The 15,010-nt window shown below is 46.7% G+C and carries 7 protein-coding genes and 1 pseudogene; 1 reads left to right on the top strand and 7 read right to left on the bottom strand.

Annotated elements, in window-relative coordinates:
* Positions 1-357: 357 nt before the first annotated feature.
* A pseudogene (locus H9I35_RS08730) lies at positions 358-3,219 on the top strand (DEAD/DEAH box helicase family protein); the annotation flags it as partial.
* Positions 3,220-3,359: 140 nt separating this feature from the next.
* Here H9I35_RS08730 and H9I35_RS08725 read toward each other — a convergent pair.
* The 7 genes from H9I35_RS08725 to H9I35_RS08695 form a co-directional block, all read right to left on the bottom strand.
* Complete coding sequence (locus H9I35_RS08725) at positions 3,360-5,168, bottom strand: FAD-dependent oxidoreductase (RefSeq protein ID WP_187419029.1); 1,809 nt, start codon at positions 5,166-5,168, stop codon at positions 3,360-3,362.
* A 17-nt stretch (positions 5,169-5,185) separates the two neighbouring features.
* The gene (locus tag H9I35_RS08720; RefSeq protein WP_305852053.1) at positions 5,186-6,961 is read right to left on the bottom strand and encodes a flavocytochrome c; all 1,776 of its coding nucleotides are present in this window, start codon (positions 6,959-6,961) and stop codon (positions 5,186-5,188) included.
* Positions 6,962-7,294: 333 nt separating this feature from the next.
* On the bottom strand, positions 7,295-8,233 hold the full coding sequence (locus H9I35_RS08715) for a C39 family peptidase (protein WP_187419028.1): 939 nt from the start codon (positions 8,231-8,233) through the stop codon (positions 7,295-7,297).
* 14 nt (positions 8,234-8,247) lie between these two features.
* Positions 8,248-9,795 carry an AbgT family transporter gene (locus tag H9I35_RS08710; RefSeq protein WP_187419027.1) on the bottom strand — a complete coding sequence of 516 codons (1,548 nt, stop codon included), beginning with the start codon at positions 9,793-9,795 and terminating at the stop codon, positions 8,248-8,250.
* A 9-nt stretch (positions 9,796-9,804) separates the two neighbouring features.
* Entirely contained in the window at positions 9,805-10,950 is a 1,146-nt protein-coding gene (locus H9I35_RS08705) for a M20 metallopeptidase family protein (protein ID WP_187419026.1), read from the bottom strand.
* Positions 10,951-11,024: 74 nt separating this feature from the next.
* On the bottom strand, positions 11,025-12,197 hold the full coding sequence (locus tag H9I35_RS08700; protein WP_187419025.1) for a MalY/PatB family protein: 1,173 nt from the start codon (positions 12,195-12,197) through the stop codon (positions 11,025-11,027).
* Between the two features lie 201 nt (positions 12,198-12,398).
* Positions 12,399-14,582, bottom strand: coding sequence for a sigma-54 interaction domain-containing protein (locus H9I35_RS08695; RefSeq protein WP_187419024.1), 2,184 nt, complete (start codon positions 14,580-14,582; stop codon positions 12,399-12,401).
* Positions 14,583-15,010 lie beyond the last annotated feature (428 nt).

The raw sequence follows: 15,010 nt of genomic DNA, 5'->3' as shown, positions 1-15,010 counted from the left end.
TTTGGAAAGATCGACCAATATATTTCCCTCGTGTTCCCCGTTTCGGCGCACAGAATTTTCAAGTCATACCACACAAAGTGAATGATATTTTATTTATTTTTTCCTATCATACGACCGATACATAATTCGTACACAATGTCCGATATATCGTCTGCCGTTTTAGCATATTTGGAAACGCTTTCTCGCGAAAAACTTATCGAATTAATAAATTATTTCGCCGCGACACACGAAGATATTCGATGCACACTTGAAGAAAAAGCCGGCGCCGTAAGCACAAAAGCGGAACCGGCCGATATATTTGTACAATCACCACCGGAACTGCCGGCAGCGGACATATCCACAACGTCATCGCAAGTCCTTGTTACTCGAAACAGCACACCGCAACAAAAAATCGATTTATATACATCGCTCTTTGTCGGCCGACAGGATGTCTTTGCGCTGCGCTGGTACAACGCGAAATCTGACAAAAGCGGCTATTCGCCGGTTTGCGAAAACAAGTGGCAGAACGGAAAATGCGATATGAAAAAATATTCATGCACCTCCTGTCCGTTTAAACTCCCCATTCCGCTTTCCGACGGCTATATTTTTAATCACTTGGCGGGAAAAGATTCCGCTTGCCGTGATGTCGTCGGTTTATATCCGCTTATGGAAGGAGATGTATGCCGCTTTCTCGCATTTGACTTCGATTGGCATACGGGAAGTTCCGATGCGTGGAAAAAAGATGCGGCGGCCGTACGTAAAATCTGTGCTGCGTTTTCGGTTCCCGTTTCAGTTGAAATATCGCGATCGGGAAAAGGCGCTCACCTTTGGATTTTCTTCAGCGAAACTGTTGCCGCAAAACGAGCTCGTAATTTCGGGACATTGATTTTACAGGCTGCGATGAACAAGCGGCATTCGCTTTCGTTTGAATCATTCGACCGTATGTTTCCCAATCAGGATGCGATACCGAAAGGCGGCTACGGCAATTTGATCGCTCTGCCGCTGCAGGGACAGGCGGTAAAAAACAAGTGTTCCGTTTTTGTGGACGAAAATTTTATTCCGTTTGACGATCAGTGGGTGTATTTAAGTTCCGTCAAAAAATTGTCCGAAAAAGCCGTGCAGGCGCGCTGTACCGAAATTGCAAAGACCGTGTCCGATTTTTTGCCGAACGATTTCGATATCGGTGGGATCAATAAACCGGACGATTTCAATACCGACGAAATTAATAAAACAGACAATATTATTAAATTCGGAAGAGCATATAAAATTATTAAAAATCAGCAGAGCGATAATTCAGCGCAAAACAAATTATTGAACGTTTATTCAAGCGATCCACATACGCAATCAAACGCTCCATCATCGAAAAGCCCGCAGCTTACGCAAAAAGATTTTTATTCAGTTGTGCACATCACATTCTCCAACCAAATCGAAATTGAAAAAAATGGAATATCGGAGCGGGCTCTGGGAGTTTTTCGGCGGACGGCGGTTTTCTTAAATCCGGAATATTTTAAAAACCTTCACATGCGGCTTCCGCTCTATAATATCCCTCGTTATATCGATTGTTCCGGTGAAACGGAAAACGCTTTGCTTTTGCCCCGCGGCAATCTCGCTCAAATCGAAAAATTATTAAAAGATTGCGATGTACCGTACGAAATCACGGATAAACGCGAACAAGGAATACGCATTGAAATCAATTTTACCGGAAAACTGTACGATGAACAAAAAGCAGCTTTACAGGCGATGCTTAAATCGGATATCGGTATTTTATCCGCCGGAACGGGTTTCGGAAAAACGGTAACCACCGCCGCTCTCATTGCGGAACGAAAAACGAATACGATGATCCTCGTGCAGACGCATGCACTTTTGGAGCAGTGGAAAAAGGCCGTCAAGCGATTTTTGAATTATGAAGCAGGAACTATCGCCGCAGGCAAAGATACCGCGACGGGAATTATCGACATCGCAATTATTAAATCGCTTACGGAAAAAAATTCGGATGCGGTAAAACCGCGACGGCATGCATACGGTATGCTCATCGTCGACGAGTGTCATCACGTGTCGGCATTCGGGACGGAAAATCTCATAAAGAGCTTTCGTGCAAAATACGTGTACGGATTGACAGCAACGCCGATACGACGCGACGGTAGGCAAAAGATTATCTTTATGCAATGCGGGCGGATCCTCTATGCGACGACTGCGAAACAGATGAACCGTGTACAAAACTTTGAGCATTATTTTATTCCGCGTCTTACGAACTTTCATATCGCTGCAGAAAATGCGGAGATTTCGAAGTCCTCAATTCAAAATTATTATTCCGAAATGGTACAAGCGGAAGCGCGGAATATGTTAATCGTTTCCGATGTACGAGACGCCGTCAAAGAAGGACGGACACCACTTATCCTTTCCGACAGGATCGAACATTTAAAATTATTAAAAAATTACCTCAAAGACGCTGCCCTCCATGTCATCGTGATTACCGGCAAAGGAACGCAAAAGCAAAAGAAAGAACAGCTGGAAGCGCTCAACAAAGTTCCCGCATCCGAATCGCTTGTCGTGCTTGCGACGGGAAAGTATGCAGGAGAAGGCTTTGACGATCCGCGGCTCGACACACTTATGCTTGCAATGCCGTTCAGCTGGAAAGGCACGCTTGCGCAATACTGCGGACGCCTGCACAGAAATTTTGCGGGAAAAGAAGAAGTGTTGATTTATGACTACGTCGACTTCCGTATTCAAGTTTTCGATCACATGTACCGGAATCGCCTCAAAGGCTACAAGCAGCTAGGTTATACGATAAAGCCTGATTCCGATTCGGCTCAAAACGGAGCGGCACCGTCAAAGCTGTATTCCGTCGACAACTGTAAAACCGATTTTATTAAAGACTGCATGAGCGCAAAAAAATCGGCCGTCATTTGCTCGCCGTATCTTTCCAAAACCGAAGTACAAAAATTTTTACCGCTTGTACCGAAAATACTTTCAAACGGGTGCAAAATTTTTATCACGACTAGGTTGCATGAAGATAAAGACCGACGCAAAAAGCAGCAGTCGTATATCGACATGCTCGAAGCTGCGGGTGCTGGCGTTTTCGTAAAAGAAAATGTTTCGCAGCGGCTTGCCGTTTTCGATGAAAGAATTTTGTGGTACGGCAGCATCGACTTTCTCGGATATTCGGAAGCGGAAGACTGCAGTATCCGTATCTGCAATGCGGAGATTGCGTCGGCTGTAGAAGCGGAAGCCATAAAATGACAATATCCTGCCGATGTACATACGTATATCGACGGGGTTATCGAAACGATACGGTTTTTGAAACGGCGTGTCCGCGGCAAGCGGCAAAATATCCGCCGCCGCGTCAATTGCTAATTGCTCGCCACGTCAATTGTTAAACGCTATTTTTTCGATGCGTTTTTTGCAGCGCTTTCGCCGGCAAGTTTTCCCGACGTAATCGCCCATGCATTGTTCGCACCGGAAGGAGAATCATCCCCCATAACACCGCCGCCGACTTCTCCTGCGGCATAAAGTCCGGGAACTATTTTTCCATCCGTGCCGATAACCTGCAAGCTGTCATCCAAAACCAAGCCGCCCATCGTCGTTGCAAAACGCGGTTTTTGTTCGACAAGGTAATAAGGACCGTCTTCGATTTTCGCTTTCATAAAATTTGCCGGACGTCCGAAAGCAGAATCGGTTCCCGATACGACATAAGAATTATACGTATCGATCGTAGCTTTAAGAGCCGCTGCATCCATATTCAAAGCGGCGGCGACTTCTTCGACCGTCGTTCCGCGTATAAAAATCGGCGCATGCGAACCGTTATTTTTAAGCCATGCATCTATATTTTCTTTCGAAATGCCTGCGTTTGCAAGCCTTTCCTTCCACATATCGAAAGTTTTCTGATCCATGAATAAAAAGAGCATTCCGCCGGTTTGTTTGACTTCGGTTTCGAGAATCGTGCGATTCGACGCTTTTTCGCTTACAACGCGCTTTCCTTCCTTATTGATAAGAATCGCGCTGCCCGAATTGAACGCAACGATGTTTCCGGCAATCGTTGACTTCGCCATGCCGGGAGCGACTTCGATACCGTTCGGATAGCGTTTTCCGTACTGCATGAGCTGCCGCTGAGCATTGACCGCATCGCTCATTATCAAACCGTCGCCGGTCGCATTCGATCTGCCGTAGTACAGCGATTTTTGCAGATCTTCCGACAAAAGCGATTTGTTCGCACCGTATCCGCCGGTTGCGATTATGACCGACTTTGCCGTTATGTCGTAGGTGTTGCCGTCGGAATCTTCGGCTATTACACCGACAACCATACCGCCGTCGCGTTTTAATTCGGTCGCCTTCGTATTCAAATGCAGATCGATATTCGTCGATGAAAGCTTTTGCAAAATACTTTTCATAAAACCGCTTCCGCCGCCGAGGTAGGCCAATTCCCTGTCATTCGAATATTCGGCAAGTTTGTGCAGCCCGCCTTTCATATCGAATTGAACGCCGGCATATTCGTGGAGCCAATCGCTCGCGGCTCCGACATTCCGCGCAAAAAGCGTAAGGGAGGCTTCATTGTTTTTACGTGCGCCGTTTTTCATAAAGTCGGCAACCATGCTCTGCATCGAATCATTTGCAACACCGGCTTCTTTTTGCAGTTTTGAGCCCATGACAACCTGATTGCCGCCGCTGACGACGAGAGCACCTCCTATCATGCCGGTCTTTTCCAAAAGCACTGTCTTCGCTCCGAGTTGGTCGGCACGTAAAGCCGCGCTTACACCCGCACCGCCCGCACCGATAACGACGACGTCAGCGCTGATATTTTCGGTTTTTGCCGGCGCTTTTTCTATCGGTCTTTCAAAGTCGTCGGGATTTCCGCCCGCTTGTGCAATCGCCTGTCTGACTGCGTATTTAACGGCACTTGATGTAACCGTTGCGCCGGATACCGAATCAACGGCGAGGCTGTTCGTTTCGATTATCTTTTTCGGCAAATCGATAAGCGCCGGATCCGACAGCACATCCGTTTCGTTTTCCTTCGTTATCGTAATGCCGGAAATCTTTTTAGCCGAAAAGTTTACCGTAAGTTCGAGCGGACCGTTATGGCCCGTAACGCTCACCGCATAATCGCCGTCTTTTACGGCATCTTTTCCCGCGCAGCCGACCGCCGTAAAAGCGGCAAGCAACAGCGAACCGAATACATAAAAATATTTTTTCATATATATATTACCGCCTATTACTGCGCCGTACTTGCAGCATTTTTACCGGCGATTCTGCCGAATACGACGATGTCGGAAATCGCGCAGGTTCCGACGCGGTTATTGCCGTGAATGCCGCCGGTAACTTCGCCCGCCGCATACAAACCGGGAATCGGTTTTCCGTTGACGTCGAGCACTTGCGCTTTTTCGTTGATTTCAACGCCGCCCATCGTATGATGTACGGAAACGACGCCTTTCAAAATAAACCACGGGCCCCTCTTCATCGTAACCATACTCGTCTTTCTGCCGAATTCGTCGTTGTTATTTTCGATGCCCTTGTTGTACGCGTCCATCGTTTTGACGAGGTTTGCGGCGTTGATGCCGAAATGATTTGCGATTTCTTCGAGCGTGTCGGCTTTGAAAAAGACGCCGTCCGCCAAAGTCTTTGCGTATTCGTCTTTGAATTTTTCTTCAAGGTGCAGACGGTCGGCGACTTCCTGATTGTAGATCGCGTATGCGACGCCGCCTTGTGCGAGAATGCCTTCCGCGCGCACATCGCGCATGCCGACTTCGTTGACGAAACGCTTGCCGTCTTTGTTGACGTAAATCAAACCTTCTCCCGACCAGCTCGGCGCTTCGATGCCGTAGAACACTCCGGTAATGGGATTGTTAAACGGATAGAGCTGAATGTATTCCATGCCGATCAAATTCGCGTTGACTTTTTCGGCCATGACAATTCCGTCGCCGACGATGGCGGGAGAGTTGGTTGTCTTAACCGATGCGTCGAGCGTTTCCCAGCGCTTGTTGTATTTTTGACGCATTTCAACATTCGCTCCGAAACCGCCGGTCGCAAGCACAACGGCCCTGTTTGCAGTCAGCACGATCGGGGTATTATCCTTTTGCATCGCCTGTACGCCGACGATCTTCCCCGACTTGTCTTTTATCAGCTCTTCGCCCTTCGTATTTAAAAGAATTTCCACTCCGATTTTTTCGGCGTATTCTTTTAAAGGCGTAATCATACCTGCGCCGAGTTCGATCGGTTCGACCGCACGCGGAACGCTGTGTCCGCCTTCGTGTACCAGATAATCCTGATATTTTACGCCGATAACATCGCGAAGCCACAGCGCTCCCGCCGTCGCGTTATTTGCAACGATATCGACCAATTCTTTTTTTGCGAATTTGCCGCCGCCCTCATACATTTCTTTTGCAAATTGTTCGGGACTGTCTTTAATGCCTTTTTCCTGCTGCAGCCAATTGTTCGGGCAGGCAAGTTCGGCATAGGACAAAAGCGTATTACCGCCGAGAATGGACATTTTTTCGATAAGAATAACTTTCGCGCCGTTCGTCGCCGCTTCGACCGCAGCCGACAAACCCGCGCCGCCGCCGCCGATAACGACAACATCGGTCGTCTTTTTTGCGGCCTTTCCCGCTTTGACCTTTGCCTTTTTCGATTGAAGCGCGGCGACATCTCCGCCCGCCTGTTCGACCGCATTTGCAACGGCCGTCAAAATCGCCTTGGACGTAAAAGTCGCTCCGCTTACCGTATCGACGGCCAAACTTTGCGTTTTAATAATTTGCGTGGGAATTTCCTTTATCGGCGTGTCGGAAATACCGGGCGTTTCATTGTGCGCGCCGATTTCGATTTTAGTGATCGCCGATTTACTGAACGTAACTGAAACGTTGACATCTCCGCCCATTCCCTTTGCGCTTGCGGTATACGTACCTGCCGTATACGTTGCGCTCTTCGCGCATCCGGCAAGACACAACGCTAAAACCGCACATCCGGTTAAAAGCATTTTTTTCATTCTAACCATGTTATCCTCCGTAAAAAAGAGAAGTCTTATTAACAACACCATACGATAAAGGAGGTACCGCGTCAATGATCTTGTTGAAACGCCTTAGGGATTCCGTATTATAAATAATTATTAAAAAAGTATAGTATTTAAAATGTGATAAAACATACAATCCGGGAGATATACGGATGATCGTACTTTGAAAATGTTATGAGGATATAAAAGCAAGGGTGTTCAAAAAACGAAGTTTAGGCAATCGAGGGAAAAACGATTTCCGCAATAAAATACCTTGCCCGGTATTGCAATAGTATGTAATCCGTTATGATGCGGCAATACCGGACAAGGGTTTGTTTTTTATTTTTTCCCTACTACTACAAAGGGCTGCAACTGATACGGTTTCGCCGCAATATTAAAATCATTCCATTCATAAAAAAATTTTTCAAGCGGCAGCACGATAAATCCGTCTTGCCAGTGATCCCATGTATCATAAGGATCGGCAATAATTAAAACGTCATCACCAAGCTGCGGTGTTCCGCCGTTATCATAGCCGACAATTACAACATAATGTCCGTTCCACAGATTGGTATGAGCGATAATCGGATGCCCTTCTTTCAAATGACCGGTCAGCCATTTTACAAAAAACGAATCTTTTGCATCCGTAACCCATTTATCGGTATCCGCTTTATTTTCGCTCGAGTAAAGGGATACGGATTCAAAATATCTTTTATAATTACCCTTCATAGCAGGAGAATATTTCAACGTTGCAATATCGGCGTCGGTTACGAAATCGTCCGGCTGCGGATGTTCTTTGTAATTCGCTTCGACAATCTTCACATCGGAAAGTGTTTTTAAAAACTTGACGATTTTTTCGACATTTGCACCGGGTTCGTACCAGTTGTTTGCACTGCCCGGTTTTGCGTCCGGATCGTCTTCATCCATATTGCAATGCATACCGACTGCGGCTTCCCATTCGGTCATCGGTATGCCCAAATGCATGAGGGCCATCGTAACGCACGAAGGACCGCAGCTGTATTCGGTCGTTTGCTGCATGGTTTTAAAATGCGATATAATCGTTACTTGATCATCGCTTTGCATATTATAAAAATCCGGATGCAGCCAATATTTTGATTTTTTGTGATTATTCGCGCCGTGAATATCCGCACCCCCGTTCGGATCGATGTCTTCTGCAGGAAGAAATCGATCGTCGTTGTTATCAGACATCGGCGAAGAGCACCCTGTTACCGCAGCAAACATAAGGGATGCGGCACATAACAATACGATTATCTTTTTCATATTTATTATACCTCCTACATAAATACATTATATCCGGGGCCGATCGGCAAACCGGAAACCGTCCACAATATCAGCAAAAGAACCCACACGAGCGTAAACGCGATTGAAAACGGCAGCATGTATGCCATAACCGTACCGGTCTGCGCACGTTTATCGTATTTTTGCGCATAGGTAAGGATAATGCCCAAATATGCGAACGTCGGCGTAATATTGTTTGTCAAGCTGTCACCGATGCGATATGCCATTTGCGTGGCCGCAGGAGTTATGCCGGCAATCAAAAGCATGGGAACGAAAACCGTAGAGAGTACCGCCCATTTTGCGCTCATGCTGCTGACGAAGAGGTTTATAATCGCGATAAGGAATACGAAGGCGACAAAAAGGCCGACGCCGTGAATGCCGCTGTTTTTCAAAAACAGACCGCACTTGATTGCGATGATCGTTCCCAAATTGCTCTTTGCAAATACGGAAATAAATTGGCTTGCAAAAAAACAAATAAGGAAAAACGGCGCAATCGTTTTTATTTCATTCGTCATCATAGCGAATATGTCTTTAAATTCTTTAATCGTGCCGGTAATTTTTCCGTATACGTAGCCGGGAACGGCGAACACAAACAGGATAACGGCAGGAATGGCTCGAAGCATCGGACTGAACGCAAACGATTTTCCTTCGGGCGGCGCAAAGGGCATACCTTTGAATCCCATGACAACGAGAACCAAAACCAAGCCCGCCAATCCCAATGCCGCCAATTTCATAGCTTTATTTTCCACGGCTGAAAGCGAAACTTTTATATGCTCGTCTTCTTCAAGTTCGAATTCCGAACCCATACCCGTGTCGTCGAGTTTTTTCTCTACGAATTTGATAGACACCCAAGCGATTGCGGGACTCAACACGATCGTCGATACGAGCATAAAATAATATCCGCTCGCAGGTGAAACGACCATCGCCGGATCCACCAAACGCGCGGCGGCTTCGGTCATACCTGCAAGCATAGCGTCTCCGTTACCGACGACCAGTGCGGCTCCGAATCCGCAAGCCACCGATGCATAGGCCGTAAAGAGTCCCGCAAGCGGATTACGTTTCAAATTTATATACAAAATTGCAATGAGGGGAGGAAACACGACGAACGCGGTGTCGCCGATCAGGTTTCCGTTGATACCGATCAAAACGACAATCATCGTCACGATGAATTTCGATTTGAAATTGCTTGCAAGCGACAGAATCCCTTTTAAAAATCCGCTGCCGTTCGCAACGCCGAGTCCCAACGTTGCAATAAACACCGCGCCGATCGGTGCGAAACTTGCCCACACCGACGGAAAGCTTTTCAAAATATCGGCAATTCCGGCCGATGTAAGCAGATTGACGGCGGCGACTTCTTTATCGTTTACCGGATTAACCGCTTTGACTCCGGCCGCGGCGCAAATCGCCGAAAGAACCAGCGTCAAAAAGAAAAACGCGATAAACATATAAATCGGATGCGGAATTTTATTTCCTGCCCTCTCGATAAAACCCAACATACCCGAAAGCTGTCGCTTATTTTCGGCTTTCCGTTTTGCAGTATCCATAGATACCTCCTACATATTTCTGCGTATAAAATCGATATAAAAACGAACGGCATTCGGCAGTGCAGATTCGTCCATATCGAATTTACTGTTATGATGCGCGTGGCAAATTCCTTTTTCTTCGTTTCTGATACCGATAAACGCATAAAAGCCGGGAAAGTCCTGCAGATAGCAGCCGTAATTATCGGAACCCATAATCTTTTCAAATCGGATGACGTTTTTATCCTCGAAAACGGCCTGTGCCGACGGGAGCGCTTTTGCAATACTTGCCGAATCATTTACAACGGGAGGAAGACCGACGAGAGGCTTCCATTCCGCCTTTACACCGGTCAGTATTTCCGCAGCTTTGCAGCTCCTGTCAAGGACGGAAAATAATTGTTTGCGTTCGGTATCCGAAAAAAATCGCATCGTTCCGCCGAGTTCCGCCTGATCGGGAATGATATTTGTCGCTGTGCCGCTGTGAAACAATCCGAAACTCAGCGTATTGTTCTGAAGCGGACTGAATTCCCTGTCTTTAATTCGGAATGCTTCTCCGACGATCATCGCACCGGCGTTGATGGGATCGATACCTTGATCGGGGCGCGAGCCGTGGCAGCTTTTTCCGGTTACGGTCAAGTGAAAGCTCGTCGTTCCCGCCATCACCGCTCCCGCCTGCAGCCATATTTTTCCGACGGGAATGTCCGCCCAAAGATGAGAGCTCACCATCGTTTCAATTTTTCCGACGGTTTTGAGATAGTCGATAATCTCCTGATGCCCTTTGCCGATTTCTTCCGCCTGCTGAAAACAAAGGTAAACGGTTCCTTTGAGTTCCGATTTCATAGCTGCAAGTTCCCGTGCAAAGGTCAAAAGAATTGCGATGTGGCCGTCGTGCCCGCACGCATGCATACAGCCCGCATGCTCTGATTTAAATTCGAGCGACGTATCTTCGTTTATAGGCAGCGCGTCGATATCGGATCGGAACGCATATATCTTGCCCGGCAGATCGCCTTTGATACTCGCGACCGTTCCGTATTCGCCGACGGTTTTATATGAAATGCCCAAGGTTTCCAATTCGCGCCGGATGTGTTCGGAAGTTTCTTTTTCTTTTAAAGAGACTTCCGGAATTTTGTGAAATTTCCGTCTGAGCGCGATAACGTATTCTTCCATATCTTTCAGCATAATATTTCCCTTTGCGGAAAAACCGCACCGTATGATTCACAGACGCCGAAAACTTCGGATTTTAAGGCGTCCGATTATTTTTTTTCGACGGCTTCTTTAAGCTGCGTCAGTGCTTTTGTCAATATCGAGCGCGGACAGGCAACGTTGATCCGCATATATCCGGCGTCGGCACCGAATGCGCGTCCGTCGTTTAATCCCAAACGCGCTTTTTTCGCCATAAATTCCGCGAGTTCGTCGCCGGTAAAGCCGAGTCCGCGGCAGTCGAGCCACATCAAATACGTACTTTCGGGTATATAGGTTTTTATTCGGGGAATATTCGTATCGATATATTCCTTTACGTATTTCATATTGGCTTCAATGTAATGCAGTACCTGTTCAAGCCATTCTTCACCGTATCTGAAAGCGGCTTCGACCGCAACGACACTGAAACAGTTGTTTCTATGAACGTCTATGCGGTGCCAAAATGCGTCAAATTTTTCTTTTGCCGCTTTATCGGGAAAGATAATCGTCGATGCCTGCAAACCTGCAAGGTTGAACGTTTTTGTCGCCGACGTACAGGTAATCGTACAGGATGCCGCCTCCGGACTGACGGAAGCAAAGGGAATATGCTTATTGCCCCACAGCATAAGATCCGAATGAATTTCGTCGGATATGACCGGCACTTTATAGCGTACGCATAATTCCGCAATTTTCTGCAGTTCGGATTTTTTCCAGACGCGGCCGAGAGGATTGTGAGGATGACATAAAATAAAGAGCGAGGGTTTTTTCTGCAGTGCTTTTTCGAATGCGTCGAAATCGATATCGACCGCGCCGCCGCCTTTTTCCAAAAGCGGAACCGTAAGCGGAGTCCGTCCGCAGGTTCGGGTGACGCTGAAAAACTCGGAATAAACCGGCGTAAAAAATAAAACGGCATCTCCTTCACCGCTGAACCGGTCAATGATCGCCGACAAAGCCGGTACTACGCCCGGACAAAAAGATGCCAGTGCGGTATCGAATATCCAGCCGTTTCTTTTTACCTGCCAATCACGAATGGATTCAAAATACGAATCGGGACGCGACGTATAACCGAAAATTCCGTTTTTATTCCGTTCCGCCATTGCGTCGATAATCGGCCGGGCGGTCGGAAAATCCATGTCGGCAATCCACAACGGAATAAGATCTTTCGTACCGAATTTTTTTTCGGCTTCATCGTATTTTACGGAATTACTGCGCGTTCTGTCGGTTATCGCATCAAAATCATAGGTCATCGTATTCTCCCTTTTTATATACTATGCAGGAATTGTTTTATATTTTTAAATTTATATGCATTTTTTATGCCAATAAAAAACGTTGGAGATATTGGTTTTTATTATGATTTTTATACGAATACTTTAAGATTTCATCGCTATTTTAACGAATTTTTTGCGGATTCAGGGATATTTATCGATATTGTTTTTCAGACACCCCATTTACCCCGTTATTTTATTTTCATTAAACCAAATTACCCCTTTTTCGGTTATTTGAGTTCCGCTCCTGCCTTTTTTTACATCGATAAATCTTTTCGCCGCCATACCTTTCAATATGTCACGCACTTCTTTTTCTCCGACGATATAACCCGCATTTCTGATCTGCTGCAGTAAAAACCGCCGGCCGCAGCTTTTCCCTTCTTTTGCGCGCCGCTCCATTTGACCGAGCAAAAAAAGCTGGGCGTGCTTTTCCGCGCTTGCGGCGGGAAAAAAGCGGACGGTACCGGCGCTGCCCCACAAAGCCGGATAATCGGACGGCTCCCCCGTTTCCGTTGCAAAAGCCGAAGGCACAGAAGATACTTCATTTACGGAAGAAAAAACGGATGAAGGGGCTGTCTTTTCCGTTTCAAATCCCCGTTCAAATCGATCCTGTTTTTGGCGCCTCGTCTGCAAATCGGCGGGTAAATCTTCCGGAAAGATTTCGGTTTTATTCAAACAGGCAAGATGTTCGACACAGTTTTTCAGCTGCCGGATATTGCCGTCCCACTTTTGACTTAGGAGTATCCGTTCCGCCTCCGGCACCAGCGTAAAATCGGAGTGCAGCCGGGACTTAAAACTGTCGATCAATTCCAAAACGTCTTTTTCCCGCGCGCGTAACGGCGGCAGTTCCAAACTCAGCACATTGAGCCGATAATACAAATCTTTTCTGAATCCTCCCGCCTGTACCAAATCTCCGAGATTTTCATTCGTAGCAGCGATAATACGCACATCGACGCTGATGACACTGTTGCCGCCGATCCGCAATACTTCCTTTTCCTGAATAACGCGCAAAAGTTTCAACTGCAGCGCTTTACTCATACCTTCGATTTCGTCGAGAAAAAGCGTACCGCGATGAGCGAATTCGAAAAAGCCCATTTTACCGCCTTTTTTCGCACCCGTAAAAGCGCCTTCTTCATAACCGAACAATTCGCTTTCCATAAGGCTGTCCGGAATCGCCGCACAGTTGATTGCGACAAAGGGATAGCCGTGCCGTTCGGATGCCGCGTGAATCGCATGTGCGAAAAGTTCTTTGCCCGTACCGCTTTCACCGGTCAAAAGAACGGGAGCCGTTCGGCACGCCATTTTAGCGGCAACTTCTTTTGCGCGACGCAAAGCGGCGCTGCTTCCGATTATCGAATCGAACGTATATTTTGCGGCATGTCCCTTATGCATGAGCTGGCGGCGCAGTTTGTGCTGACGGAACTCTTCATCACTGAAACGCTGAATCGTCGCCATAGCTCCGACAAAAGAACTGCCTTTGACGATCGGCGTAATATTGAGCGTCATATCGACATTGCGTATTTTGAGCATGTGTTCTTTTACAGTTCTTTGTGAACGAAGAAAATCGCCAAACGGAATAAAAGGCAGAACATCGCCCGCTTTTTTACGCATGACGGTCTTTTCCGATACGGCAAGTATTTCCTCCGCTTTTTTATTTAAATAAAATACCGTTCCTTCCGCATCGATACAGATAATGCCGATATCGAGCATATTTTGGAGGATATCGAAAAGTCCTTCCATCCGTATGGAACGATAGAACATCCGATTGAAATTATAATTGTCGTCGACGATTTCTTTAAGATATTGTTTAACTTTTTCTTCTTCGAGGAGTTCTTCGCAATCCGATTTCAACAGCAGCTCGACGACCGTGTCGCCGCTCAAAAGACGCGGCCCGATATCCAAAACATCTTTCACTTCTTCGGGAACGTAACGGCTTTCCCCCGGTGTAACGGCGAAACCGATATTCGGCGTATACGTTTCGTTCGGGCTGCACGGATAGCATTCGATATTGTCGATACCGAAGCGATTGAACAAAGCCATCGTTTCAATGGCCATTTTGTGACTGAGATTGACAACAAGCGCTTTCGTCCCTTGCGGAATTTTTAATAATTGTTTTAAGCTTTCTTTCCGTATCGTTACTTGAATGATAATCACTTCGCTCTTAGGCGGCAGCCGGCTTTGAAAATTATTAAGTTCGGTACACGCGCAAGTGGAAATCAAATAAAGATCGGCCGGTCGGATTCCGGTAAAATTCTCTTTCGTACTGTAGGGAAACACCCTGGCTTTATCGCCCATAAAATATCGAATTTGCTCCGCGTACACATCTGCGGAAACTTTATCGTATGCAATAACCGCGATTTTTTTCATAAGAACGACCTTTTTTATCCGACTAATATATTTTTATTATGAATATCCGATGCAGTACACTGTTGTAAACGTACTATTTTGCTTTTAAGTATAACCCATGTATATCCGGCCGTCAAATAAATCTCAAAAAATATAAAAAAAAAGCCGTCGTTTTCACGACGGCACGCTGCAAGAGAACAATGAGCGGCTGTTCATTTCACAATTCACGCTCCCGTGAGGGAGTGACCCTACGTGCCGTCCGCGATTGTCGTACCCCTCGTTTCAATTCACGCTCCCTTGAGGGAGCGACGTGTTATAGCTCCACATGAAAAATTACCGGAAGTGTTTCAATTCACGCTCCCGTGAAGGAGCGACTTCGACGTCCGCTTTTACCGCCTCATAATCCTTGTTTCAATTCACGCTCCCTTGAGGGAGCGACTCCGTGCTAT

This window comes from Treponema sp. Marseille-Q4132 (genome assembly GCF_014334835.1).
Classification (GTDB): domain Bacteria; phylum Spirochaetota; class Spirochaetia; order Treponematales; family Treponemataceae; genus Treponema_D; species Treponema_D paredis.
This window is presented reverse-complemented; position numbering and strand designations above follow the sequence as displayed.

Bases quoted from the DNA above. Each gene is read 5' to 3' on its own strand.
- H9I35_RS08725 (WP_187419029.1), bottom strand. From the start codon at position 5,168: ATGAAAAAATATTTTTATGTATTCGGTTCGCTGTTGCTTGCCGCTTTT.
- H9I35_RS08720 (WP_305852053.1), bottom strand. From the start codon at position 6,961: ATGGTTAGAATGAAAAAAATGCTTTTAACCGGATGTGCGGTTTTAGCG.
- H9I35_RS08715 (WP_187419028.1), bottom strand. From the start codon at position 8,233: ATGAAAAAGATAATCGTATTGTTATGTGCCGCATCCCTTATGTTTGCT.
- H9I35_RS08710 (WP_187419027.1), bottom strand. From the start codon at position 9,795: ATGGATACTGCAAAACGGAAAGCCGAAAATAAGCGACAGCTTTCGGGT.
- H9I35_RS08705 (WP_187419026.1), bottom strand. From the start codon at position 10,950: ATGCTGAAAGATATGGAAGAATACGTTATCGCGCTCAGACGGAAATTT.
- H9I35_RS08700 (WP_187419025.1), bottom strand. From the start codon at position 12,197: ATGACCTATGATTTTGATGCGATAACCGACAGAACGCGCAGTAATTCC.
- H9I35_RS08695 (WP_187419024.1), bottom strand. From the start codon at position 14,582: ATGAAAAAAATCGCGGTTATTGCATACGATAAAGTTTCCGCAGATGTG.